This window comes from Pseudomonas sp. D2002, from assembly GCF_013385735.1.
Lineage (GTDB): Bacteria > Pseudomonadota > Gammaproteobacteria > Pseudomonadales > Pseudomonadaceae > Aquipseudomonas.
Genome location: NZ_JACAPL010000003.1, coordinates 540,790 through 564,661 on the forward strand (window position 1 = coordinate 540,790; position 23,872 = coordinate 564,661).

At 59.6% G+C, this 23,872-nt stretch carries 19 protein-coding genes; 14 read left to right on the plus strand and 5 right to left on the minus strand.

The annotated features are described in order from the left end of the window. Window positions 1-7: 7 nt before the first annotated feature. Both tsf and rpsB read right to left on the minus strand, forming a co-directional pair. Entirely contained in the window at window positions 8-871 is an 864-nt protein-coding gene (tsf, locus tag HX783_RS05805) for a translation elongation factor Ts (RefSeq protein WP_083359812.1), read from the minus strand. A 191-nt stretch (window positions 872-1,062) separates the two neighbouring features. Next, a complete protein-coding gene (gene rpsB, locus HX783_RS05810; protein ID WP_003219330.1) occupies window positions 1,063-1,800 on the minus strand; it encodes a 30S ribosomal protein S2 in 738 nt (245 codons plus the stop codon). A 386-nt stretch (window positions 1,801-2,186) separates the two neighbouring features. On the opposite strand from rpsB, the gene map reads away from it, so the two are divergent. From map to HX783_RS05835, 5 genes are all read left to right on the plus strand, one after another. Further along, window positions 2,187-2,969: a type I methionyl aminopeptidase gene (gene map / locus HX783_RS05815; RefSeq protein WP_159954656.1), complete on the plus strand. Its 783-nt coding sequence runs from the start codon at window positions 2,187-2,189 to the stop codon at window positions 2,967-2,969. A gap of 64 nt (window positions 2,970-3,033) precedes the next feature. Continuing rightward, window positions 3,034-5,736: a [protein-PII] uridylyltransferase gene (locus tag HX783_RS05820; RefSeq protein ID WP_177016263.1), complete on the plus strand. Its 2,703-nt coding sequence runs from the start codon at window positions 3,034-3,036 to the stop codon at window positions 5,734-5,736. Window positions 5,737-5,913: 177 nt separating this feature from the next. Further along, entirely contained in the window at window positions 5,914-7,113 is a 1,200-nt protein-coding gene (dapC, locus tag HX783_RS05825) for a succinyldiaminopimelate transaminase (protein WP_177016264.1), read from the plus strand. Window positions 7,114-7,274: 161 nt separating this feature from the next. After that, the gene (locus HX783_RS05830) at window positions 7,275-7,985 is read left to right on the plus strand and encodes a M12 family metallopeptidase (protein WP_177016265.1); all 711 of its coding nucleotides are present in this window, start codon (window positions 7,275-7,277) and stop codon (window positions 7,983-7,985) included. A 304-nt stretch (window positions 7,986-8,289) separates the two neighbouring features. Then, window positions 8,290-9,414, plus strand: a complete 1,125-nt coding sequence (locus HX783_RS05835) for a M12 family metallopeptidase (RefSeq protein WP_177016266.1) — start codon at window positions 8,290-8,292, stop codon at window positions 9,412-9,414. A 92-nt stretch (window positions 9,415-9,506) separates the two neighbouring features. Here the strand turns inward: HX783_RS05835 and HX783_RS05840 are convergent, their stop codons facing one another. Further along, complete coding sequence (locus HX783_RS05840) at window positions 9,507-11,150, minus strand: Na+/H+ antiporter (protein WP_177016267.1); 1,644 nt, start codon at window positions 11,148-11,150, stop codon at window positions 9,507-9,509. Between the two features lie 279 nt (window positions 11,151-11,429). On the opposite strand from HX783_RS05840, the gene HX783_RS05845 reads away from it, so the two are divergent. The 4 genes from HX783_RS05845 (at window position 11,430) to HX783_RS05860 (ending at window position 14,484) form a co-directional block, all read left to right on the plus strand. Continuing rightward, the gene (locus tag HX783_RS05845; RefSeq protein WP_231124426.1) at window positions 11,430-11,738 is read left to right on the plus strand and encodes an arsenate reductase; all 309 of its coding nucleotides are present in this window, start codon (window positions 11,430-11,432) and stop codon (window positions 11,736-11,738) included. Between the two features lie 31 nt (window positions 11,739-11,769). Beyond that, on the plus strand, window positions 11,770-12,804 hold the full coding sequence (gene dapD, locus HX783_RS05850; RefSeq protein WP_159954651.1) for a 2,3,4,5-tetrahydropyridine-2,6-dicarboxylate N-succinyltransferase: 1,035 nt from the start codon (window positions 11,770-11,772) through the stop codon (window positions 12,802-12,804). 64 nt (window positions 12,805-12,868) lie between these two features. Beyond that, window positions 12,869-14,074, plus strand: a complete 1,206-nt coding sequence (locus HX783_RS05855; protein WP_177016268.1) for an aminotransferase class V-fold PLP-dependent enzyme — start codon at window positions 12,869-12,871, stop codon at window positions 14,072-14,074. Then, the gene (locus HX783_RS05860; protein ID WP_177016269.1) at window positions 14,071-14,484 is read left to right on the plus strand and encodes a SufE family protein; all 414 of its coding nucleotides are present in this window, start codon (window positions 14,071-14,073) and stop codon (window positions 14,482-14,484) included. Before HX783_RS05855 ends, HX783_RS05860 begins: the two co-directional genes overlap by 4 nt. A gap of 116 nt (window positions 14,485-14,600) precedes the next feature. On the opposite strand, the gene tcdA is transcribed toward HX783_RS05860, so the two are convergent. Then, the gene (gene tcdA / locus HX783_RS05865; protein WP_371317658.1) at window positions 14,601-15,410 is read right to left on the minus strand and encodes a tRNA cyclic N6-threonylcarbamoyladenosine(37) synthase TcdA; all 810 of its coding nucleotides are present in this window, start codon (window positions 15,408-15,410) and stop codon (window positions 14,601-14,603) included. Window positions 15,411-15,627: 217 nt separating this feature from the next. On the opposite strand from tcdA, the gene HX783_RS05870 reads away from it, so the two are divergent. From HX783_RS05870 to HX783_RS05885, 4 genes are all read left to right on the plus strand, one after another. Further along, a complete protein-coding gene (locus tag HX783_RS05870; RefSeq protein WP_177016271.1) occupies window positions 15,628-18,219 on the plus strand; it encodes a glycosyltransferase in 2,592 nt (863 codons plus the stop codon). 166 nt (window positions 18,220-18,385) lie between these two features. Beyond that, a complete protein-coding gene (dapE, locus tag HX783_RS05875) occupies window positions 18,386-19,537 on the plus strand; it encodes a succinyl-diaminopimelate desuccinylase (protein WP_177016272.1) in 1,152 nt (383 codons plus the stop codon). Then, window positions 19,537-20,346 carry a putative RNA methyltransferase gene (locus HX783_RS05880; protein WP_177016273.1) on the plus strand — a complete coding sequence of 270 codons (810 nt, stop codon included), beginning with the start codon at window positions 19,537-19,539 and terminating at the stop codon, window positions 20,344-20,346. Before dapE ends, HX783_RS05880 begins: the two co-directional genes overlap by 1 nt. A gap of 54 nt (window positions 20,347-20,400) precedes the next feature. Next, window positions 20,401-20,778: a hypothetical protein gene (locus HX783_RS05885; RefSeq protein WP_177016274.1), complete on the plus strand. Its 378-nt coding sequence runs from the start codon at window positions 20,401-20,403 to the stop codon at window positions 20,776-20,778. A 143-nt stretch (window positions 20,779-20,921) separates the two neighbouring features. On the opposite strand, the gene HX783_RS05890 is transcribed toward HX783_RS05885, so the two are convergent. Next, window positions 20,922-21,131 carry a cold-shock protein gene (locus HX783_RS05890; RefSeq protein WP_032891681.1) on the minus strand — a complete coding sequence of 70 codons (210 nt, stop codon included), beginning with the start codon at window positions 21,129-21,131 and terminating at the stop codon, window positions 20,922-20,924. Between the two features lie 181 nt (window positions 21,132-21,312). Here HX783_RS05890 and plsB point away from each other — a divergent pair, with 181 nt between their 5' ends. Continuing rightward, window positions 21,313-23,832 carry a glycerol-3-phosphate 1-O-acyltransferase PlsB gene (gene plsB, locus HX783_RS05895; protein ID WP_177016275.1) on the plus strand — a complete coding sequence of 840 codons (2,520 nt, stop codon included), beginning with the start codon at window positions 21,313-21,315 and terminating at the stop codon, window positions 23,830-23,832. Window positions 23,833-23,872: the final 40 nt, after the last annotated feature.

The window sequence follows — 23,872 nt, forward strand, 5'->3', positions numbered from 1 at the left end:
AACTGTCTTATTGCTTGGCGGCAGCCAGCTGGGCAGCAACTTCTTCAGCGAAGTTGTCGACCGGCTTCTCGATGCCTTCGCCTACTTTGTAGTAAGTGAAGGAAACGATTTCAGCACCGGCTTTCTTAGCCAGTTCGCCAACCTTGATTTCAGGGTTCTTGACGAACGCCTGCTCAACCAGGCTCGCTTCAGCCAGAAACTTGCTGATACGGCCTTTGATCATGTTTTCAACGATGTTCTCTGGCTTGCCGGCGATCTTGTCGGCGTTCAGACTCAGGAACACGGCTTTTTCGCGCTCGATTGCGTCAGCAGACACTTCCGATGGCAGCAGGAACTCTGGGTTGCTGGCCGCTACGTGCATAGCGATGTCTTTAGCCAGCTCAACGTCGCCGCCTTTCAGGGCAACCACAACGCCGATTTTGTTGCCGTGCAGGTAGCCACCAACCACATCACCTTCGATGCGAGCCAGGCGACGAATGTTGACGTTTTCGCCAACCTTGCCGACCAGTACCAGGCGAGCAGCTTCTTGAGCTTCGATCAGAGGCTCAACAGTGGTCAGTTTGTCGGCGAACGCTTTTTCAACGCTGGCAGCAACAAATGCCTTGAAGTCGTCCTGCAGAGCCAGGAAGTCGGTCTGCGAGTTCACTTCCAGCAGAACAGCGGACTTGCCGTCTTCTTTCAGAGCGATAGCGCCTTCGGCAGCTACGTTGCCTGCTTTCTTGGCAGCCTTGATGGCGCCGGAAGCACGCATGTCGTCAATGGCTTTTTCGATGTCGCCGCCGGCCTTGGTCAAGGCCTTTTTGCAATCCATCATGCCTTCGCCGGTGCGCTCACGCAGTTCTTTAACCAACGCTGCAGTAATCTCTGCCATTTCAAAATCCTCTTGGATAGGTTTTCAACCATTCCACCCGATCAAACGGGCGATCAATTCTTCCCGAATCACCTTTGTAGGCCGCTGCACGTTACAGGTGTTGTAGCTGCGCTTCCGACAAATGGTTTTCGAGGTGGCAAAAAGGGGGCCAAGCCCCCTTTTTGCTTACTGAGTCAACGCCAGGGCGTCAATTACTCAGCTGCAGCTACCGGAGCTTCTTCAACGAACTGCTCGGTGCCACCAGCAACGTGGTTGCGGCCACGGATTACAGCGTCAGCCATCGAACCCATGTACAGCTGGATAGCGCGGATTGCGTCATCGTTGCCTGGGATGATGTAGTCAACGCCTTCCGGGCTGCTGTTGGTATCGACTACGCCGATAACCGGGATGCCCAGCTTGTTGGCTTCGGTGATCGCGATGCGCTCGTGATCAACGTCGATAACGAACAGTGCGTCAGGCAGGCCGCCCATGTCCTTGATACCACCCAGGGAACGATCGAGCTTTTCCAGGTCGCGAGTGCGCATCAGCGCCTCTTTCTTGGTCAGCTTGGCGAAAGTACCGTCTTCGGCTTGCACTTCAAGGTCACGCAGACGCTTGATGGAAGCACGGATGGTTTTGAAGTTGGTCAGCATGCCGCCCAACCAGCGGTGATCGACGTACGGCGAACCGCAACGTGCTGCTTCTTCAGCAACGATCTTGCCAGCGGAACGCTTGGTGCCGACGAACAGAATCTTGTTTTTGCCCTGGGCCAGACGCTCTACGAAAGTCAGAGCTTCGTTGAACATTGGCAGGGTTTTTTCAAGGTTGATAATGTGGATCTTGTTACGCGCGCCGAAAATGTATTTACCCATTTTCGGGTTCCAGTAACGGGTCTGGTGACCGAAGTGCACACCGGCCTTCAGCATATCGCGCATGTTGACTTGGGACATGATAGTTCCTTAATAAGTCGGGTTTGGCCTCCACGTATCCCAATGACCAACCAGCGGCATTCGCCTCCGGCACCCAGGTCATCGTGTCGACACGTGTGTGGATTTAAGCTCTGCGGGGCATCCCCGGAAAGCGGCGCATTTTATACCACACGAAGGACGAAAACGGAACCCGCAATCACATTTGCCGTGAGCGGCGTTTACGTAACCCTTTGAATAGAGCCTATATACCCCCACCTTATAGAAAGAAGCGATCATCAGAGGCTCATGATTTGACGCCATCGTCTGTTAGAATCGTGTTTTCTGTGGCTTGTGCGAATTCTGTAACCTTTTTGTCGCACGCCCGTAAACCGTATTGATTTCAGCGCGTCGCGCTAGAGAGAGCCTGTATGACCGTTAGTTTGAAAACCGCCGAAGACATCGCCGGCATGCGCATCGCCGGCAAACTGGCTGCCGACGTGCTGGAAATGATTGCCGAGCATGTCAAGCCAGGCGTGACCACCGAAACCCTCAACCAGATCTGCCACGACTATATAGTCAACGTCCAGGGCGCCATCCCTGCGCCGCTGAACTACAAGGGTTTCCCCAAGTCGATCTGCACCTCGGTCAACCACGTGGTCTGCCACGGGATTCCCGGTGACAAGCCGTTGAAGGACGGCGACACCCTGAACATCGACGTCACCGTGATCAAGGACCGCTATTTCGGCGACACCAGCCGCATGTTCCACGTGGGCACCGTACCGGTGTGGGCCGAGCGCCTGTCCCAGGTCACCCAGGAATGCATGTACAAGGCCATCGAAATCGTCAAACCCGGCTGCCGCCTGGGCGATATCGGTGAAGTGATCCAGAAGCATGCCGAAAAGAACGGCTTCTCGGTGGTGCGCGACTTCTGCGGCCACGGCATCGGCACAGTGTTCCATGAAGAGCCGCAAATCCTGCATTACGGCCGCGCCGGCACCGGCATGGAACTCAAAGCAGGCATGACCTTTACCATCGAGCCGATGATCAACCAGGGCAAGGCCGACACCAAGGTGCTGGGCGACGGCTGGACCGCGATCACCAAGGACCGCAAGCTCTCGGCCCAGTGGGAACACACCCTGCTGGTCACCGAAACCGGCTACGAGATCTTCACCCTGCGCGCCGATGACACCATCCCGCGTATTTCGGCTTAAAGGCTGACTTGGTTTTCCCACAGCGTGTTGTGACTGACTGACAGATAGAAAGGAAAGCCGATCGATGCCCCAGGTGGATCCCGAACTCTTCGACCGTGGCCAGTTCCAGGCCGAACTGGCACTGAAGGCGAGCCCCATCGCCGCCTTCAAGAAGGCTATTCGCCAGGCGCGCGAAGTGCTCGATGCGCGCTTTCGCAGCGGCCGGGATATTCGACGACTGATCGAGGACCGCGCCTGGTTCGTCGACAACATCCTGCAAAAAGCCTGGGAACAGTTCAGCTGGAGTGAAGACGCCGATATCGCCCTGGTGGCCGTCGGCGGCTACGGTCGCGGCGAACTGCACCCCTACTCCGACATCGACCTGCTGATCCTGCTGGACAGCGCCGATCATGAGATCTTTCGCGATTCCATCGAGCGTTTTCTGACGCTGTTGTGGGACATCGGCCTGGAAGTCGGCCAGAGCGTACGCTCGGTGGACGAATGCGCAGAAGAGGCCCGTGCCGACCTCACCGTCATCACCAACCTGATGGAAAGCCGCACCATTGCCGGCCCAGAGCGCCTGCGCCAGCGCATGCTGGAAGTCACCAGCACCGCGCATATGTGGCCGAGCAAGGAGTTCTTCCTGGCCAAGCGTGCCGAGCAGAAAGCTCGTCACCATAAGTACAACGATACCGAATACAACCTTGAGCCAAATGTAAAAGGCTCACCGGGCGGGCTGCGCGATATCCAGACCATTTTGTGGGTCGCCCGCCGTCAATACGGCACCCTCAACCTGCGCGCACTGGCCGGTGAAGGCTTTTTGGTCGAGAGCGAAAACGCCTTGCTGGCCTCCTCCCAGGAGTTCCTGTGGAAAGTGCGCTACGCCCTGCACATGCTCGCCGGGCGCTCCGAAGACCGCCTGCTGTTCGACCACCAGCGCTCCATCGCCACACTGCTGGGGTTTGAAGGCGAAGACGCGAAGACCAGCATCGAAAGCTTCATGCAACAGTATTACCGGGTGGTCATGAGCATTGCCCAGCTCAGCGACCTGATCATCCAGCACTTCGAAGAGGTGATCCTGGCCCCCGAAGACGAAGCGCCGCCGCAACCGATCAACTCGCGCTTTCAACTGCATGACGGCTATATCGAGGCGCGCAACGACAACGTGTTTCGCCGCACGCCGTTCGCCATGCTGGAAATCTTCGTGCTGATGGCCCAGCAGCCGGAAATCAAAGGCGTACGCGCCGATACCATCCGCCTGCTGCGCGAAAACCGTCATCTGATCGACGATGATTTTCGCAATGACATCCGCAACACCAGCCTGTTTATCGAGCTGTTCAAGTGCAAGATCGGTATCCACCGCAACCTGCGGCGGATGAACCGTTACGGCATCCTCGGGCGCTACCTGCCGGAATTCGGTTTTATCGTCGGGCAGATGCAGCACGACCTGTTCCACATTTACACCGTGGACGCCCACACCCTGAACCTGATCAAGCACCTGCGTAAGTTGCAGTACACCCAGGTGTCAGAGAAATTCCCGCTGGCCAGTAAGCTGATGGCCAAGCTGCCCAAGCCCGAGTTGATCTATTTGGCCGGCCTGTACCACGACATCGGCAAAGGCCGGCATGGCGACCACTCGGAGGTCGGCGCGGTCGACGCCGAGGCGTTCTGCCAGCGCCATCAACTGCCGCTGTGGGACAGCCGCCTGATTGTCTGGCTGGTGCAAAACCACTTGGTGATGTCGACCACCGCCCAGCGCAAAGACTTGTCCGACCCGCAGGTGATCCACGACTTCGCCGGCATCGTCGGCGATGAAATCCGCCTCGACTATCTCTACGTGCTGACCGTCTCCGACATCAATGCCACCAACCCGACGTTGTGGAACTCGTGGCGCGCCAGCCTGTTGCGCCAGCTCTACACCGAGACCAAGCGCGCGCTGCGCCGTGGCCTGGAAAACCCGGTGGACCGCGAAGAGCAGATCCGCCGCACCCAAAGCGCGGCCCTGGATATCCTCGTGCGGGGCGGCAACGACCCGGACGACGTCGAGCAATTGTGGTCGCAACTGGGTGACGATTACTTCCTGCGCCACACCGCCGGCGACGTCGCCTGGCACAGTGACGCGATCCTGCAGCAGCCGGCCGACGGCGGCCCGCTGGTACTGATCAAGGAAACCACCCAGCGCGAATTCGAGGGCGGTACGCAGATTTTCATCTACGCACCCGACCAGCACGATTTCTTCGCCGTGACCGTGGCCGCCATGGACCAGCTCAACCTGAACATCCATGACGCCCGCGTCATCACCTCCAGCAGCCAGTTCACCCTCGACACCTACATCGTGCTCGACACCGACGGCGACTCGATCGGCGACAACCCGGTGCGCGTGAAAAAGATCCGCGAAGGCCTGACCGAAGCCCTGCGCAACCCGGACGATTACCCGACCATCATCCAGCGCCGGGTGCCGCGCCAGCTCAAGCACTTTGCCTTCGCGCCCCAGGTGACCATCTCCAACGACGCCCAACGCCCGGTGACCGTGCTGGAACTCAGCGCGCCGGACCGCCCAGGCTTGCTGGCGCGCATTGGCGGGATTTTCCTGGAGTTCGACCTGTCGTTGCAGAACGCCAAGATTGCAACCCTCGGCGAGCGCGTGGAAGACGTGTTCTTCATCACCGACGCCGACAACCAGCCGCTGTCCGACCCTGAACTGTGCCGACGCTTGCAGGACGCAATCGTCCAGCAACTGAGCGTGACCCAGGAACCGGGTGTCGAGCTGACGCGGCTGACTATATGAACACCCAATTTCACTGTGTGTATGGGCTTGTGTGGGAGCGGGCTTGCTCGCGAATACAGTGTGTCAGCCACACATAAGTTGACTGATGCACCGCATTCGCGAGCAAGCCCGCTCCCACATTTAAATTGCTTTGCCTAACAGACCGCATGCTTTCAACCGAATTTGACGAGATTTGCGATGAACAACGCCCTGAACCAGCTGCAGCCCTACCCGTTCGAGAAACTGCGCGCCCTGCTCGGCAGCGTCACGCCAAACCCGGACAAACGCCCGATCGCGCTGTCCATCGGCGAACCCAAGCACAAATCGCCGACGTTCGTGGCCGAAGCGCTGAGCAATAACCTCGACCAGATGGCCGTGTACCCGACCACCCTGGGCATCCCGGCCTTGCGCGAGGCCATCGGCGCCTGGTGCGAACGCCGCTTCAGCGTGCCCAAGGGCTGGCTCGACCCGGCGCGCAACATCCTGCCGGTCAACGGCACCCGCGAAGCACTGTTCGCCTTTACCCAGACCGTGGTCAACCGTGGCGACGACGCGCTGGTGGTCAGCCCGAACCCGTTCTACCAGATCTACGAAGGCGCCGCGTTCCTGGCCGGGGCCAAGCCGCATTACCTGCCCTGCCTGGACGAAAACGGCTTCAACCCGGATTTCGACGCCGTGTCGCCGGACATCTGGAAGCGCTGCCAGATTCTGTTCCTGTGCTCCCCAGGCAACCCGACCGGCGCATTGATCCCGGTCGACACTCTGAAAAAGCTCATCGCCCTGGCTGATGAATACGACTTCGTGATTGCCGCCGACGAGTGCTACAGCGAGCTGTACTTCGACGAACAAACCCCGCCGCCAGGCTTGCTCAGTGCCTGCGTGGAACTGGGTCGCCAGGACTTCAAACGCTGCGTGGTGTTCCACAGCCTGTCCAAGCGCTCCAACCTGCCAGGCCTGCGCTCCGGCTTTGTCGCCGGCGACGCCGACATTCTCAAAGCGTTCCTGCTGTACCGCACCTACCACGGTTGCGCGATGCCGGTGCAAACCCAACTGGCGAGCATCGCTGCCTGGCAGGACGAAGCGCACGTGCAGGCCAACCGTGACCTGTACCGCGAGAAATTCGACGCGGTGCTGGCCATCCTCAAACCGGTGCTGGACGTGCAGAGCCCGGACGGTGGGTTCTACCTGTGGCCGAATGTGAATGGCGACGATGCCGCCTTCTGCCGCGACCTGTTCGTGGAGGAACACGTGACCGTGGTGCCGGGTTCCTACCTGTCACGGGAAGTGGATGGCGTTAACCCTGGCGCCGGGCGTGTGCGTATGGCGCTGGTTGCGCCGCTGGCGGAGTGCGTGGAAGCGGCTGAGCGGATCCGCGATTTTATCACACGCAACCGATAACGCACCACACACCTGCACCCCGCAATGGGGTGCAGGTTTAACACTCGAGTTGCAGCGGCTCCCCATCACTGTAACTGGAACCAAGTAACAGAATGAACCACATATAGACATGGAGAAATGAATCAAAGGATTACCGTACATCTCCGCACCGTGGAACACTCATGCTCACTATACCCGCGACCAATTTACATACCCGTTCCGCACTAACCGATCCTGAAATAAACCCTCCAGCGTCCGTTAGACATACACGCGGCATCGCCAGCACGCGATACTTATGGCCACAGCACTCGACCATTACCATCTCACTGTTCGACATGCCGGAAAAAGCAAAAGACTACGTAAAGAAAAACATAAATCTTTGGCAGCCGTATACAAATCTGAAATTCAAATTCATCGAAACCAATGACGGTGACATTAGAATATCTGGAAAAAACGATGGGACTGGCAGTTATTCAGCCGTGGGTACGGAAGCAAAAGAATATCCAAAAGACTCACCCACGATGCACATTGACTTGGTACAAACGGCCGACATGCTGAACCACACCATACGCCATGAGTTTGGTCATGCACTGGGGCTGGAGCATGAACACCAACATCCGGACCACACGATAAACTGGGACAAAGACAAGGTGCACGAAGAGGGTAAGAAACTTGGACTTTCAAAAGCAGAAGTTTATAAAAATATTCAAGATACCCTTGACCCCAACCTCACGACCCGTTCCGCGTACGATCCGAAATCAATCATGCACTATAAAACGCCAGCATGGGTCACCACGGATGGGAATGAAGTCCCCTTTACCGAAGACTTATCAGAAGAGGATAAAGCATTCATGATGTCTATTTACCCACCTGAAGAGCCGGCGACGGCCTAATCCGTCATTCGCTGCTCCCCACTTGCAAGGCGGTGCCCTCCGGTCTGCGTCGGCAGCGGCGCAGCCCTGCGCTACTTCCGCAAACCAAGACTCGCCAAATCGCTTATCACACAAAATGTAACACCACTCCACTCAAAAGGAGGAACCCTGTAAGACGCGATTACCACATAGTGTACGAATTCATACTTATATGCGATGTATTGATTTACGAGCGGCGTCCTTTACTCGATTCCCTCACCGTAACACTCAACTATAAGACCCACTATAAATACGCCACCCCGTGCCGGTCAGGGAGTCATTTCGGATGAACACAATCAACAATAGTTACGCTCCTACATACGTGCCGATGGAAAGTTCGACGATTGCCGCGACTCATGAAGAGACACAAGTGGAGTCACCCGCTCGTAGCAGATCCAAGCGCGGAATAGGAGCGACTCACCGGAGATGGCCACAAAATTCAACCGTCACCGTTTCTTTCCAGGGGACAACCAAAGAGCAAGAGGAACTTGTAAAAAAGGGCTTCGGTATGTTTAGCCCCTACGTCAATCTGACATTCAAGTTTGTGACCGGCACTGATGCAGACATCCGCGTAGGCCCTAACGATGGAACAGGTGAAAATGGTTCTTCGCACGTCGGTACCGACGCTCTAAAAGATCGCACCGGCAAACCTACACTTTTTCTAAACTTTAATAGAACCCCCGAAGAAATAATCGCTACCTCCGCACACGAAGGTTTACACGCCATTGGCGTACTGCATGAACATCAACATCCAGACCGAACTATAACGTTTGACAAAGATGAATTACTCAAGCGCACCCAAGGCCTTAAAGACCCTGAAAAAACGTTGAAGAATTGGGTGTTAGACCCCATAAAGCGGCAGAAAAATGGCCCGATGTTTACGCCCTATGACCAAAAGTCAATAATGCACTATACCTTTACATCGGCAGAGTTGAAGGGGGCTCCGGCCATTGAAAAAGCCAACGAGCTGTCATCCGGTGATAAAGAATTAATAGGTAAAATGTACCCTCTCCCGCCAAAAATTTCTTTGGAGGACAGCATCAAGGATTTGAAAGCAACCGCCGTAGTACAAAAGCTATGGCCAGAAAACTCGAAAGTTACCGTCTCTCTGTTCGGCATGAATGATGAGCAAAAAAAATTCGTGAAGCATAATATCGAGAAACTGCAACCTCATCTCAATAATCACATTACATTCACCGATCAGCCCGACGGCGATATACGCATTGGACTCAGTTCCGATGGCACGTCTTGGTCACAAGTGGGCACAGATGCCAAAAGCACGGACATTTCAAGCCCAACCATGGGTATTCACTGGGACAGTGACAAAAAGAAAACCGCCCGCGCCATCAAGCACACTTTTGCCAAGGCATTAGGTTTTACCAACATTGTCCTTCCAAAAAAATCAGCCTGACAGATTCAACTCTGTGGCTCCGTACGAGAAAGCCGACACGTTCGTTACCCGTGGCAGGGTGTAATGTTGGACATCAGCATTAAACACCGTCATTAATGGACTGCGCCCAAATTCGCCTCACTCATATCCAACTCCGCCAATACCTCTCTCAATACGTCATCACCAATCTGGTGATGACGGCTCAAGCTGTACAACTCCAACCGCTGGGCGCGCAGGGCCTTGAGCCGCAGCTTGCGCTCAAGCAGGTCCATCTGCTGCGCCAGCGCCTGGGCTTCGGCAGAGTCGTTGAACACTTCCAACTGATGGCGATACTCCGACATCAGCCGCGCCTTGAGCTCAGTGGCCAGTGCGGCTTGGGCGGCATCCTGGGTTTCGGTTTCAGCAGGTTCTTCGGCTTCAAGCGCATGGATGGCGGCCACGGCGGTCTTCTTCCAGGCTTCACGCACTTCGTTGTGGCGCTTTTCATCCGGGCTCTTTTCGATGCCGCGCAACAGCAACGGCAGAGCGATACAGGCGGCGATCAATGACAGCAGGATCACGCCGGCGGCAATAAAAATCAGCAGGTCGCGCTCCGGAAAATCCTGCCCCGGCGCCAGCAGCAACGGCACCGACATGACACCCGCCAACGTTACCGCACCGCGTACGCCACCGACGGTCAACAGCCAGCAGGAACGGGCAGTCGGCACCAGGGTCAGTTCACTTTTGCCACGAATGCGGCGCAGCAGGCCCGACAGTCGCCAGATGCTCTGCACCCAGATAAAGCGCAGCACCACCAGCACCAGAAAGATCGCGATCACCTCCAGGCAGCGATACAACAGGGCTGGCCACAGCGTCGGCTCGTGGCTGACCACGGCCTTGATGATGTCCGGCAGTTGCAGGCCCAACAGCAGGAAGATCAGGCCATTGAAGGCAAACTCCAGCAGCGACCAGACACTGCGGTTGAGCAAGCGCGTGCTGGTCTGGCGTGGCAGCAGGTCAAGCCAGCTTTGCATCATGCCCGCCGCCACCGCCGAGAGAATGCCCGACGCGCCCAGGCGTTCAGCCAATACATACGCCGCAAACGGCAGCAGCAACATAAACACCACATGGGTCGCCGGGTCATCCCAACCCCGCGCGATCATCCAGGCGCGCAAACGCCCGACCAGCCAGCTCAATGCCACGCCAACCGCCAGGCCACCGACGGCCACCAGCACAAAGGTCAGGCTCGCATCCGCCAGGGAGAACACGCCGGTCAGCGCCGCCGCCAGGGCGAACTTGAAGGTCACCAGGCCCGAGGCATCATTCATCAAGGCTTCGCCCTGAAGCATGTGCATCAGCGGCTTGGGCAAACGATTCTGGGAAATGGCTGACACCGCTACGGCATCCGTCGGTGATAAAACAGCCGCCAGAGCGAAGGCAACCGGCAATGGGATCGTAGGCAGAATCCAATGAATGAAGTAGCCAGCGCCGATCACGGTGAACAGCACCAACCCCACCGCCAACGTCAGGATCGGCCCACGCAGGCGCCACAACTCTCGTTTGGGCATGCGCCAGCCATCGGAGAACAACAACGGCGGCAGAAACAGAAACAGGAACAGCTCCGGGTCCAACGCCACATGCAGACCCAGCGTCGGCCAGGCCAGCAAGGCACCGGCGGCGATCTGCACCAAGGGCAACGGCAGTGGGATGATGCGCCCGACAAGGCGCGAAACGCTGACCAGCATCAGCAGGATAAGAACGGTGTAGGCGGTTTGCATAACGCGGGTTTCCCGGACAATCGACTTGCTGCAACACACATCAGGCAACAACTGGACGTTGAAGTGCCATATTACCCGGCTATGTTACCGGCCATGCCGCGCGATAGCTTTTGCACAAAAGTCGCACGAAGCACTGCGCACCCGTGACGAGCGGCACCCAAACCCGCTGGTCATGGCATAATCCGTGACCTTTAGTTTTTACTTGGCCCAAAGGGGGGCAATTCCTTGACCGCTTCAAGCAAAACGTTGCACCTTTTCGGCATCAAAGCCTGCGACACCATGAAAAAAGCCCGCACCTGGCTCGATGAGCACGGTGTGAGCTATGAATTCCACGACTACAAAACGGCCGGTATCGACCGCGAACACTTGACCCAATGGTGCGACGAGCACGGTTGGCAGGTGGTTTTGAACCGTGCGGGCACCACCTTTCGCAAACTCGAAGACGAACGCAAAGCCGATCTCGATCAGTCGAAAGCCATTGAATTGATGCTCGCACAACCCTCGATGATCAAGCGCCCCGTGCTCGATCTCGGTGACAGAACCCTGATTGGCTTCAAGCCAGATAGTTATTCGGCGGCCCTCAAGTAGGCCAGCCTTCCATTTTTGTAGAGGTAACAGCATGTCCAATTCCCTGTTCAGCCTGGGCTTCGGCGTCGGCACTCAGAACCGCCAAGGTGCTTGGCTGGAAGTGTTTTACGCACAACCCTTGCTCAACCCGTCGGCCGAAATCGTCGCCGCCATCGCGCCGATCCTCGGTTACACCGAAGGCAACCAGGCCATTACTTTCACCGTCTCCCAGGCGCTGCAACTGGCTGACGCACTCAAAGGCGTCGACGCTGCCCAAGCGGCCCTGCTGAGCCGTCTGGCGGAAAGCCACACCCCGCTGGTCGCGACCCTGCTGGCCGAAGACGCCGCACTGACGTCCACGCCTGAGGCCTACCTCAAGCTGCATCTGCTGTCCCATCGCCTGGTCAAGCCGCACGGCCTGAGCCTGGCCGGCGTGTTCCCGCAACTGCCGAACGTGGCATGGACCAGCCAGGGCGCGATCGACATCAATGAGCTGGCCGAGCGCCAACTGGAAGCACGCCTGCGTGGCGAGCTGCTGGAAGTGTTCTCGGTGGACAAGTTCCCGAAAATGACCGACTACGTGGTCCCGACCGGCGTACGTATCGCTGACGCCGCGCGTATCCGCCTGGGCGCCTACGTGGGCGAAGGCACTACCGTGATGCACGAAGGTTTCGTCAACTTCAACGCCGGCACCGAAGGCCCGGGCATGATCGAAGGCCGTGTCTCGGCGGGCGTTTTCGTCGGCAAAGGCTCCGACCTGGGCGGCGGTTGCTCCACCATGGGCACCCTGTCGGGCGGCGGCAACATCGTGATCAAGGTCGGCGAAGGCTGCCTGATCGGCGCCAACGCCGGTATCGGCATTCCGTTGGGCGACCGCAACACCGTGGAATCCGGCCTGTACGTAACCGCTGGCACCAAGGTCGCACTGCTCGACGAAAAGAACCAACTGGTCAAAGTGGTCAAGGCGCGCGAGCTGGCCGGCCAACCGGACCTGCTGTTCCGTCGTAACTCCGAGACCGGTGCCGTGGAGTGCAAAACCCACAAATCGGCCATCGAACTGAACGAAGCGCTGCACGCTCACAACTAAGCAGCCACTCGATGCCACTAGCGGGCCCCGCTCCTGGGGCTCGCTTATACGAGTCTTGAACACCATGCTTGTGCCCTCTCCCTGGCGCGCCGATTTCCCGGCCATCGCCACCCTGCAACGGCAAGACCAGACCTACCTGGACAACGCCGCCACCACGCAGAAACCCCAAGCCCTGTTGGATGCCATCAGCCATTACTACGCCAATGGCGCAGCCAATGTGCACCGTGCCCAGCATTTGCCGGGGGCCCATGCGACCCAGGCGTTTGAAGACAGCCGCAGCAAGGTCGCGCAGTGGTTGAACGCAGGTGACAGCGGGCAAATCGTGTTTACCCATGGCGCAACCTCTGCGCTGAACCTCTTGGCCTATGGCCTTGAGCACTTATTCAATGCGGGCGATGAGATTGTCATCAGCGCCCTGGAACACCACGCCAACCTGCTGCCCTGGCAGCAACTGGCTAAACGTCGCGCGCTCACCCTGGTGGTATTGCCCCTGGACGATGATGGCGTGATAGACCTGCAGGCCGCCGCCGAGTTGATCGGCCCGCGCACACGCCTGCTGGCGGTAAGCCAGCTGTCCAACGTGCTCGGCGCCTGGCAGCCGCTGGAAGCGCTGATAGCGCGGGCCAAGGCCCACGGCGCGCTGACCGTTATCGATGGCGCCCAAGGCATCGTCCACGGCCGCCACGATGTACAGGCCCTGGGGTGCGACTTCTATGTATTTTCCAGCCACAAGCTGTATGGCCCGGACGGCGTGGGCGTGTTGTATGGCCGCAACGAAGCCCTGCATCACCTGCGCCACTGGCAGTTTGGCGGCGAGATGGTGCAACAGGCGGACTACCACAGCGCCAGCTTCCGCCCTGCCCCGCTGGGTTTTGAAGCGGGCACGCCGCCGATTGCCAGTGTGATCGGCCTGGGCGCCAGCCTGGATTACCTGAGTTCGTTGGATCAGCCAGCGGTGATCGCCCATGAAGCGGCACTGCACGACTACCTGCTGCGCGGCTTGAACGCACGCAATGGCGTCCGCGTCTTGGGTTCGCCGCACGTAGCCTTGGCCAGCTTTGTGGTGGAAGGCGTGCACAACGCCGACCTCGCTCACCTGCTGACCGAGCAAGGCATTGCCGTGCGCGCCGGGCACCATTGCGCGATGCCGTTGCTCAAGGCCATGCACCTGTCGGGGGCGATCCGCGTGTCCCTGGCGCTGTACAACGACTCGGATGACCTGGAACGCTTCTTTGAAGCGCTGGACCAGGCGCTGGATATGTTGCGATGAGCTTGCCAACCGAAGCCGCGGCTGCACTGGAAGCCTTCCAGGCGGTCGGCAGTTGGGAACAGCGCGCGCGGATGCTGATGCAATGGGGCGAGCGTCTGCCCGCCTTGGCGGATGCGGACAAAGTCGACGCCAACCTGGTGCAGGGCTGTGAAAGCCTGGTGTGGCTGGTGGGGCATTTGGAGGACGGCCATTGGCAGTTCGCCGCCAGCAGCGATGCGCGGATGATTCGGGGGTTGGTGGCGTTGCTGCTGGCGCGGGTCAATGGGTTGTCGGCGGCGCAGTTGCAGGCGGTTGACTTGCCGGAGTGGTTCGACCAGCTGGGGCTGTCCCGGCAACTCTCCCCGTCACGCAGTAATGGCCTCAATGCAGTCCTGCTGCGCATGCGAGACCTGAGCCTTACACAAAACTAAATGTGGGAGCGGGCTTGCTCGCGAAGGCAGAGTGTCAGTCAATACATCATTGACTGAACCACCGCATTCGCGAGCAAGCCCGCTCCCACATTTCGATCTCTGTTCGGCTGTAAGATTTAGCTGGGTTTAACCCGCTCCGACGGCCGGCGCACCCCCGCCACAATCTTATCCACCGCCTTGGTCGCCGCGACCATGCCAAAAGTGGCCGTCACCATCATCACCGCGCCAAACCCTCCGGCGCAGTCCAGCTTCACGCCGTCACCGACAAAACTTTTCTGCAAGCAGATGCTGCCGTCCGGCTTGGGATAGCGCAGCTGCTCGGTGGAAAACACGCACGGCACACTGTAATGGCGGGTCACCGTGCGCGAGAAACCGTAGTCGCGGCGCAGGGTGGAACGCACTTTCGAGGCCAGCGGGTCGTTGAAGGTGCGGTTCAGGTCGCAGACTTGAATCAACGTCGGGTCGATTTGCCCGCCAGCGCCGCCGGTGGTGATGATCTGGATCTTGCGGCGCTTGCACCAGGCAATCAGCGCAGCCTTGGCGTTGACGGCATCGATGCAGTCGATCACGCAATCGATGTTCGGGGTGATGTACTCGGCCATGGTGTCGCGGGTGACGAAGTCCGCCACCGCGTGCACGGTGCAATCCGGGTTGATGCCACGCAGGCGTTCAGCCATCACTTCGACCTTGGGTTTGCCCACGGTGCTGTCCAGCGCGTGCAACTGGCGGTTGCTGTTACTCACGCAGACATCGTCCAGGTCAAACAGCGATATTTCGCGCACGCCGCAACGGGCCATGGCTTCCGCCGCCCAGGAGCCTACGCCGCCGACGCCGACGATCGCCACATGGGCCGCTTTCAAGCGTTCCAGGCCTTCAATGCCATACAAGCGGGCGACGCCTGCAAACCGCGGATCTTCTGTGCTCATGACCATTACCCCAAAAACCGGCGCGCATTATGGACTACACAGCGACAAGATCGAAGCTACAAGCTACAAGTAAAGAACTTCGATGGTCTTTCGCTGACTAACGTCCGGCTTTTCTCTGTCTGCTGTACGCTCGGTGAAAGGCCGGTGTAGGATGCGCGCCGTTCGGCGTAGGCCGACACCTCTTTTCGTTCCACACCCTTTGGAACCCGAAATCGCCATGTCATCGCGTAAATTTGGACTCAACCTGGTGGTAGTGCTGGCAATTGCCGCGCTGTTCACCGGCTTCTGGGCGCTGATCAACCGCCCGGTCACGACCCCTAACTGGCCTGAACAGATCTCCGGGTTTTCCTACTCGCCGTTCCAGCAAGGCCAGTTCCCGCAAAAAGATCAGTACCCGACGGACGATCAGATGCGCCAGGACCTGGCGATCATGAGCAAGTTGACGGACAACATCCGTACTTACTCGGTCGACGGCACCCTGGGCGATATCCCCAAGCTGGCGGAAGAGTTCGGCCTGCGCGTGACGCTGGGGATCTGGATCAGCCCGGACCTGGAACGCAACGAGCGTGAAATCCAGCGCGCCATCGAAATTGCCAACAGCTCGCGCAGCGTTGTGCGCGTGGTGGTCGGCAACGAAGCGTTGTTCCGTGAGGAAATCACCCCTGAAGCGCTGATCGTGCTGCTGGACCGTGTGCGCGCCGCCGTGAAAGTGCCGGTGACCACCTCCGAGCAGTGGCACATCTGGGAAAAGAACCCGCAACTGGCCAAGCACGTCGACCTGATCGCCGCGCACATCCTGCCGTTCTGGGAATTCATTCCGATGGACAAGGCCGGCCAGTACGTACTCGACCGCGCCCGCGACCTGAAAAAACTGTTCCCGAAAAAACCGCTGCTGCTGTCGGAAGTGGGCTGGCCGAGCAACGGCCGCATGCGCGGGGGCAATGAAACCTCCCCGGCCGACCAGGCGATTTACCTGCGTACGCTGGTCAACAAGCTGAACCGCCAAGGCTACAACTACTTCGTGATCGAGGCGTTCGACCAGCCGTGGAAAGTCAGCGATGAAGGCTCGGCCGGCGCGTATTGGGGCGTGTACAACGCCGCGCGCCAGCAGAAATTCAACTTTGAAGGCCCGGTCGTCGCGATCCCGCAATGGCGCGTGCTGGCCATCGGCTCGGTGGTGCTGGCGTTGCTGTCGCTGACCCTGCTGATGATCGACGGCTCGGCGCTGCGCCAGCGTGGCCGTACCTTCCTGACGTTTATCGCGTTCCTGTGCGGCTCGGTGCTGGTGTGGATCGGTTACGACTACAGCCAGCAATACAGCACCTGGTTCAGCGTAACCGTCGGCATTTTGCTGGCCCTCGGCGCACTCGGCGTGTTTATCGTGTTGCTGACCGAGGCCCACGAACTGGCGGAAGCGGTGTGGACTCACAAACGTCGACGTGAATTCCTGCCGGTGGAAGGCGATTCGGACTACCGCCCGAAAGTGTCGATCCATGTGCCGTGCTACAACGAGCCGCCAGAGATGGTCAAACAGACCCTCGACGCCTTGGCCGCCCTCGATTACCCGGACTTCGAAGTCCTGATCATCGACAACAACACCAAGGACCCGGCCGTCTGGGAGCCGGTGCGCGACTACTGCGAAACCCTCGGCCCGCGCTTCAAGTTCTTCCACGTCGCGCCCCTGGCCGGTTTCAAGGGCGGCGCGTTGAACTACCTGATCCCGCACACCGCCAAGGATGCCGAAGTGATCGCGGTGATCGACTCCGACTACTGCGTGTCGCCGAACTGGCTCAAGCACATGGTGCCGCACTTCGCCGACCCGAAAATCGCCGTGGTGCAGTCGCCGCAGGATTACCGCGACCAGAACGAAAGCACCTTCAAGAAGCTCTGCTACGCGGAATACAAAGGCTTCTTCCATATCGGCATGGTCACCCGCAACGACCGCGACGCAATCATCCAGCACGGCACCATGACCATGACCCGTCGCTCGGTGCTCGAAGAACTCGGCTGGGCCGACTGGTGCATCTGTGAAGACGCCGAGCTGGGCCTGCGCGTATTCGAGAAAGGCCTGTCGGCGGCGTATTACCACGACAGCTACGGCAAAGGCTTGATGCCGGATACCTTTATCGACTTCAAGAAACAGCGCTTCCGCTGGGCCTACGGCGCGATCCAGATCATCAAGCGCCACACCGCCAGCCTGTTGCGCGGCAAAGACACCGAGCTGACCCGTGGCCAGCGCTACCACTTCCTCGCGGGCTGGTTGCCGTGGGTGGCGGACGGCATGAACATCTTCTTCACCGTCGGTGCGCTGTTGTGGTCGGCGGCGATGATCATCGTGCCGATGCGGGTCGACCCGCCGCTGCTGATTTTCGCGATTCCGCCGTTGGCGCTGTTTGTGTTCAAGGTCGGCAAGATCATCTTCCTCTACCGCCGTGCGGTGGGTGTGAACTTGAAAGATGCGTTCTGCGCGGCCCTGGCCGGTTTGGCGTTGTCCCACACCATCGCCAAGGCGGTGCTGTATGGCTTCTTCACCACCAGTATTCCGTTCTTTCGTACACCGAAAAACGCGGATAACCACGGCTTCTGGGTGGCAATTTCCGAAGCCCGCGAAGAGATGTTCATCATGCTGCTGTTGTGGGGCGCAGCACTGGGGATTTACCTGGTGCAGGGCCTGCCAAGCAATGACATGCGCTTTTGGGTGGTGATGCTGTTGGTGCAATCGCTGCCGTACGTGGCGGCGCTGATCATGGCGTTCCTCTCATCGCTGCCAAAACCTGCGCCAGCGGTTGAGCCGGCAACGGCAGAGTAAAAACTTGCGCAATGCACTAAACGGCGGCCTCTGGCCGCCGTTTTGCTATAAGATAACGGCCGTTTTGCAAGACTTGGCCTGCGCCAATGCATTATGTGGATGCAGGCTTATAAAGCCATCTGCCACATTGAATCTGCGCCCCTTACACGCTTCCCGGAGTTTTCCCATGACGGCCCACGCCGAGCTTTCGCCGACCCTTCAACTCGCTATCGACCTGATCCGGCGCCCATCGGTCACGCCGATTGACGCCGACTGCCAGAAGCTGATGATGCAGCGCCTGGGCGACGCCGGCTTCGCGCTGGAGCCGATGCGCATCGAGGACGTGGACAACTTCTGGGCCACCCACGGCAAGCATGAAGGCCCGGTGCTGTGCTTTGCCGGCCACACCGACGTGGTGCCGACCGGCCCGGTGCAAGCCTGGCAGAACGACCCGTTCGACGCGTTGATCGACGAAAACGGCATGCTTTGCGGGCGTGGCGCGGCAGACATGAAAGGCAGCCTGGCGGCGATGCTGGTCGCTTCCGAGCGCTTCGTCACCGACTACCCCGACCACAAGGGCTCCGTGGCTTTCCTGATCACCAGCGATGAAGAAGGCCCGGCGCACCACGGCACCAAAGCCGTAATCGAACGCCTGGCCGCGCGCAAGGAGCGCCTGGACTGGTGCATCGTCGGCGAGCCGTCGAGCACCACGCTGGTGGGCGATGTGGTCAAGAACGGCCGCCGTGGCTCCCTCGGCGCGACCCTGACCGTGCGCGGCGTGCAAGGCCATGTGGCTTACCCGCACCTGGCAAAGAACCCGATCCACCTGGCCGCCCCGGCCCTGGCCGAACTGGCCGCCGAGCATTGGGACGACGGCAACACCTTCTTCCCGCCGACCAGCTTCCAGATCTCCAACCTCAATTCCGGCACCGGCGCCACCAACGTGATCCCCGGTGACCTGACGGCGGTGTTCAACTTCCGTTTCTCCACCGAGTCCACCGTCGAAGGCCTGCAACAACGCGTGGCACAGATTCTCGACAAGCACGGCCTGGACTGGCACGTGGAGTGGGCGCTGTCGGGCCTGCCGTTCCTCACCGAACCTGGCGCCTTGCTGGATGCGGTTTCCGCCAGCATCAAGGCGATCACTGGCCGTGAGACCCAGGCGTCGACCAGCGGCGGTACGTCCGATGGGCGCTTCATTGCCACCCTCGGCACTCAGGTGGTTGAACTGGGCCCGGTCAACGCGACGATCCACCAGGTCAACGAACGCATTCTGGCCAGCGACCTCGATGTGCTGACCGAAATCTACTACCAGACCCTGATCAAGTTGCTCGCCTGATGCTCGCTTGCCCCATTTGCAGCGCACCGCTCAACGCGGTGGACAATGGCGTGGCGTGCCCGGCCGGGCACCGTTTCGACCGCGCGCGCCAGGGTTACCTGAACCTGTTGCCGGTGCAGCACAAGAACAGCCGCGACCCTGGCGATAACCTCGCCATGGTCGAGGCGCGCCGTGACTTTCTCAACGCCGGGCACTATGCCCCGGTGGCCAAGCGCCTGGCCGAATTGGCCGCCGAACGCGCGCCACAGCGCTGGGTCGACATAGGCTGCGGCGAGGGTTATTACACGGCGCAAATCGCCGACGCCCTGCCCCACGCCGACGGCTATGCATTGGATATCTCCAAGGAAGCGGTGAAACGCGCGTGCAAACGCAACCCGGCGCTGACTTGGTTGATCGCCAGCATGGCCCGCGTGCCACTGGCCTCGGGCAGTTGCCAATTTCTCGCCAGCGTTTTCAGCCCACTGGACTGGGCAGAGGCCAAGCGCCTGCTCAGCCCCGGCGGCGGCCTGATGAAGGTCGGCCCGACAGCCGGCCACCTGATGGAACTGCGCGAACGCCTGTACGACGAAGTGCGCGAGTACACCGACGACAAGCATCTGGCCCTGGTGCCGGACGGCATGAGCCTGGCGCACAGCGAAATCCTAGAGTTCACCCTCAGCCTGAGCGAACCCAAGGACCGCGCCAACCTGCTGGCAATGACGCCCCACGGCTGGCGCGCAAGTGCCGAGCGCCGCGCCGAAGTGATCGAGGCCGCCGAACCGCTGCAGGTCACGGTGTCGATGCGCTACGATTATTTCGTGCTTCAATAACTGACTTTCAAGCATCCGCGAATGGATTTTCGAATCCCGCAACGAGGAACATCCATGCGCCAACCTGATATCGAGATTTACCTGAAGGACGCCGACGTCGACCACAAGGCCATCGCCGCCTGGCTGGGCGCCGCACTGGGCCCGTGCACCGACTGGGTCCAGAAAGGCCAGACCTACAAGTGCAAGGCCGGCAATGTGCCGGTCACCTGGCTGCCTAAGGCCGTAGGCAAATGGAACAGCCTGTACCTGGAAAGCGACCAGACCCCGTGGGAAGACGACATCGCCTGCGCCCGCGCCGCGTTTGCCGCGCTGAACGTCGAAGTGCGCTGCGCACCGGGCACGTGGGTTGAGGAAGAAGGTGAAGAAAGCGCCGACACCTGGATTCGCATCAGCGTGGACGGTGAAGAGCAGATCACCTGGAAAACCGCTTAAACCTGAATTGAGAACCCTATCAAAATGTGGGAGCGGGCTTGCTCGCGAAAGCGGTGTGACAGTCACTATAAAGGCGACTGATCCACCGCTTTCGCGAGCAAGCCCGCTCCCACATGGGTTCAGCGGTGTAGCAGAAGTCCTGGTTAAAGACCCACCACATCCTCCGCCTGCAACCCCTTCTCGCCGGTTACCACGGCGTATTCTACCTGCTGGCCCTCGGCCAATGAGCGGTGGCCGTCACCGCGAATCGCGCGGTAGTGCACGAACACATCCTTGCCGTCTTCGCGTTGAATAAAGCCATAGCCCTTTGCATCGTTGAACCACTTCACATTGCCGGTTTCGCGCGTTGCCATCTGTTTTGCTCCCACATGCTTTTATTGTTGAGTCGCTCGCATTGAACTGCCGAGTATAAGACAGGCTCAAAAACGTTCAACTCAAGTTTACTTCGCCGCTTTTTTGCCGATTTTCGGCGAATACGGCACACTACCCGCCCGAGCGCCTGCTCGGTTTTTTTCCACTTGAAGCAGCACGCCTATGACCCGCTCCCCGTTCCGCCGTCTGGTGTTTGGCACCTTGCGCCGACTGTTGTACCTCTGGGTTCGCTCGGAGACGATCAACCAGTCGTCCCTAACCCTTAACCTCGACCGCAGCCGGCCGGTGTTTTACGTCCTGCAATCGCCCTCACTCACCGAATTGGCCGTGGTCGATGCCGAGTGCACCAAGGCCGGCCTGCCGCGCCCGGTGCTGCCGGTGTCGGTCGGCCCGTTGATGGAACCGGCGGCGTTCTTCTACCTCACGCCGGAGCCCGACTGGCTCGGCCGCCAGGACAAGCGCGGCGCGCCGCCGACCCTGACCCGGCTGGTCAACACCCTGAGCGAACACGCCGAAGAGAATGCACAAATCATTCCGGTCAGTGTGTTCTGGGGGCAGTCGCCCGAGAGCGAGTCCAGCCCGTGGAAACTGCTGTTTGCCGACAGCTGGGCCGTCACCGGCCGCCTGCGCCGCTTGCTGAGCATCCTGATCCTGGGTCGCAAGACCCGCGTGCAATTCTCCGCGCCTATCAACCTGCGTGAATTGATCGAGCACAATAAAGGTCACGAACGCACCGTGCGTATGGCCCAGCGCATCCTGCGTGTGCACTTTCGTAACCTGAAGACCGCCGTGATCGGCCCCGACCTGTCCCACCGCCGCAACTTGGTGAAGGGCCTGGTCAATATGCCGCTGGTGCGCCAGGCCATCGCGGATGAGGCCGAGCGCGAAAAAATCTCCCCGGAAAAAGCCAAGGCCCAGGCGCTGCGCTACGGCAACGAGATCGCCTCGGACTACACCTACACCGCCATCCGCTTTCTCGAAGTGGTGCTGAGCTGGTTCTGGAACAAGATCTACGACGGCATCAAGGTCAATAACATCGAAGGTGTGCAAAAGGTTGCCCAGGGTTACGAGGTGATCTACGTACCGTGTCACCGCAGCCACATCGACTACCTGTTGTTGTCTTACCTGCTGTTCAAAAACGGCCTGACCCCGCCGCACATCGCCGCCGGCATCAACCTGAACATGCCGGTGATCGGCAGCCTGCTGCGCCGTGGCGGTGCGTTTTTCATGCGCCGCACTTTCAAGGGCAACCCGCTGTACACCTCGGTGTTCAACGAATACCTGCATACCCTGTTCACCAAGGGTTTCCCGGTGGAGTACTTCGTCGAAGGCGGACGCTCGCGCACCGGGCGCATGCTGCAACCGAAGACCGGGATGCTGGCGATCACCCTGCGCAGCTTCCTGCGCTCTTCGCGCATGCCGATTGTGTTTGTGCCGGTGTACATCGGCTATGAACGTGTACTGGAAGGCCGCACGTATCTGGGCGAGCTGCGCGGCGCGAGCAAGAAGAAAGAGTCGATCTTCGATATTTTCAAAGTGGTTGGTGCGCTCAAGCAGCGCTTTGGCCAAGTCGCGGTCAACTTCGGCGAGCCGATCAAACTGGCCGAGTTCCTCGATGCCGAGCAACCCGACTGGCGCGCCCAGGAGCTGGCCCCGAACTACAAGCCGGCGTGGCTCAACGAAACCACCAACCGCCTCGGCGAGCAGGTGGCGCGCCACTTGAACGAAGCCGCCGCGGTCAACCCGGTGAACCTGGTGGCGCTGGCATTGCTGTCGACCACACGCCTGGCCCTGGACGAACAAGCCATGGCGCGCCAGTTGGACCTGTACCTGGCGCTGCTGCGCCGCGTGCCGTACTCGCCGCACACCACCTTGCCGGAAGGCGATGGCCTGGCGCTGATCAAGCACGTCAAGGACATGGACCTGCTGTCGGAACAGAGCGACGCCCTCGGCAAGATTTTGTACCTGGACGAGCAGAACGCCGTCCTGATGACCTACTACCGCAACAACGTGCTGCACATCTTCGCCCTGCCGGCGTTGCTGGCGAGCTTCTTCCAAAGCAGCTCGCGCATGAGCCGCGAACAGATCCTGCGCTACACCCGCGCGCTTTACCCGTACCTGCAATCGGAGCTGTTTATCCGCTGGTCGCTGGACGAGCTGGACGCGGTGGTCGACCAGTGGCTTGAGGCGTTTGTCGAGCAAGGCCTGCTGCGCTTCGAGAACGACGTGTACCTGCGCCCGGCACCGAGTTCGCGGCACTTTGTGCTGCTGACGTTGCTGTCCAAGAGCATCGCCCAGACCCTGCAGCGTTTCTACATGGCGATTTCGCTGCTGCTCAACAGCGGCCAGAACAGCATCAGCGCCGAAGAACTGGAAGACCTGTGCACAATCATGGCCCAGCGCCTGTCGATCCTGCACGGCCTCAACGCCCCGGAGTTCTTCGACAAGAGCCTTTTCCGACATTTCATCCAGACATTGCTGGAGCAAGATGTGCTGCGCCGCGATGAGGCCGGCAAGTTGAGTTACCACGACTTGCTCGGTGAGCTGGCTGAAGGCGCGGCGAAACGCGTACTGCCCGCCGATATTCGCCTGTCGATCCGCCAGGTGGCATTGCACCGTGTCGATGGCGCAGCTGAGGCGCCCGTCGAACCTGCAGCCGTCACGCCTGAAGAAAACCGCTAGATTGAATAAGGCGCCGGATGGATTCCGGCGCCGTTGAAAA

Coding starts and splice junctions, on each gene's coding strand:
- HX783_RS05835 (WP_177016266.1), top strand. CDS start 8,290: ATGAACACAATCAACAATAGTTACGCTCCTACATACGTGCCGATGGAA.
- HX783_RS05890 (WP_032891681.1), bottom strand. CDS start 21,131: ATGGCAACGCGCGAAACCGGCAATGTGAAGTGGTTCAACGATGCAAAG.
- HX783_RS05840 (WP_177016267.1), bottom strand. CDS start 11,150: ATGCAAACCGCCTACACCGTTCTTATCCTGCTGATGCTGGTCAGCGTT.
- HX783_RS05845 (WP_231124426.1), top strand. CDS start 11,430: ATGAAAAAAGCCCGCACCTGGCTCGATGAGCACGGTGTGAGCTATGAA.
- plsB (WP_177016275.1), top strand. CDS start 21,313: ATGACCCGCTCCCCGTTCCGCCGTCTGGTGTTTGGCACCTTGCGCCGA.
- dapC (WP_177016264.1), top strand. CDS start 5,914: ATGAACAACGCCCTGAACCAGCTGCAGCCCTACCCGTTCGAGAAACTG.
- HX783_RS05830 (WP_177016265.1), top strand. CDS start 7,275: ATGCTCACTATACCCGCGACCAATTTACATACCCGTTCCGCACTAACC.
- map (WP_159954656.1), top strand. CDS start 2,187: ATGACCGTTAGTTTGAAAACCGCCGAAGACATCGCCGGCATGCGCATC.
- HX783_RS05860 (WP_177016269.1), top strand. CDS start 14,071: ATGAGCTTGCCAACCGAAGCCGCGGCTGCACTGGAAGCCTTCCAGGCG.
- tsf (WP_083359812.1), bottom strand. CDS start 871: ATGGCAGAGATTACTGCAGCGTTGGTTAAAGAACTGCGTGAGCGCACC.
- HX783_RS05885 (WP_177016274.1), top strand. CDS start 20,401: ATGCGCCAACCTGATATCGAGATTTACCTGAAGGACGCCGACGTCGAC.
- HX783_RS05880 (WP_177016273.1), top strand. CDS start 19,537: ATGCTCGCTTGCCCCATTTGCAGCGCACCGCTCAACGCGGTGGACAAT.
- dapD (WP_159954651.1), top strand. CDS start 11,770: ATGTCCAATTCCCTGTTCAGCCTGGGCTTCGGCGTCGGCACTCAGAAC.
- dapE (WP_177016272.1), top strand. CDS start 18,386: ATGACGGCCCACGCCGAGCTTTCGCCGACCCTTCAACTCGCTATCGAC.
- tcdA (WP_371317658.1), bottom strand. CDS start 15,410: ATGAGCACAGAAGATCCGCGGTTTGCAGGCGTCGCCCGCTTGTATGGC.
- HX783_RS05870 (WP_177016271.1), top strand. CDS start 15,628: ATGTCATCGCGTAAATTTGGACTCAACCTGGTGGTAGTGCTGGCAATT.
- HX783_RS05820 (WP_177016263.1), top strand. CDS start 3,034: ATGCCCCAGGTGGATCCCGAACTCTTCGACCGTGGCCAGTTCCAGGCC.
- rpsB (WP_003219330.1), bottom strand. CDS start 1,800: ATGTCCCAAGTCAACATGCGCGATATGCTGAAGGCCGGTGTGCACTTC.
- HX783_RS05855 (WP_177016268.1), top strand. CDS start 12,869: ATGCTTGTGCCCTCTCCCTGGCGCGCCGATTTCCCGGCCATCGCCACC.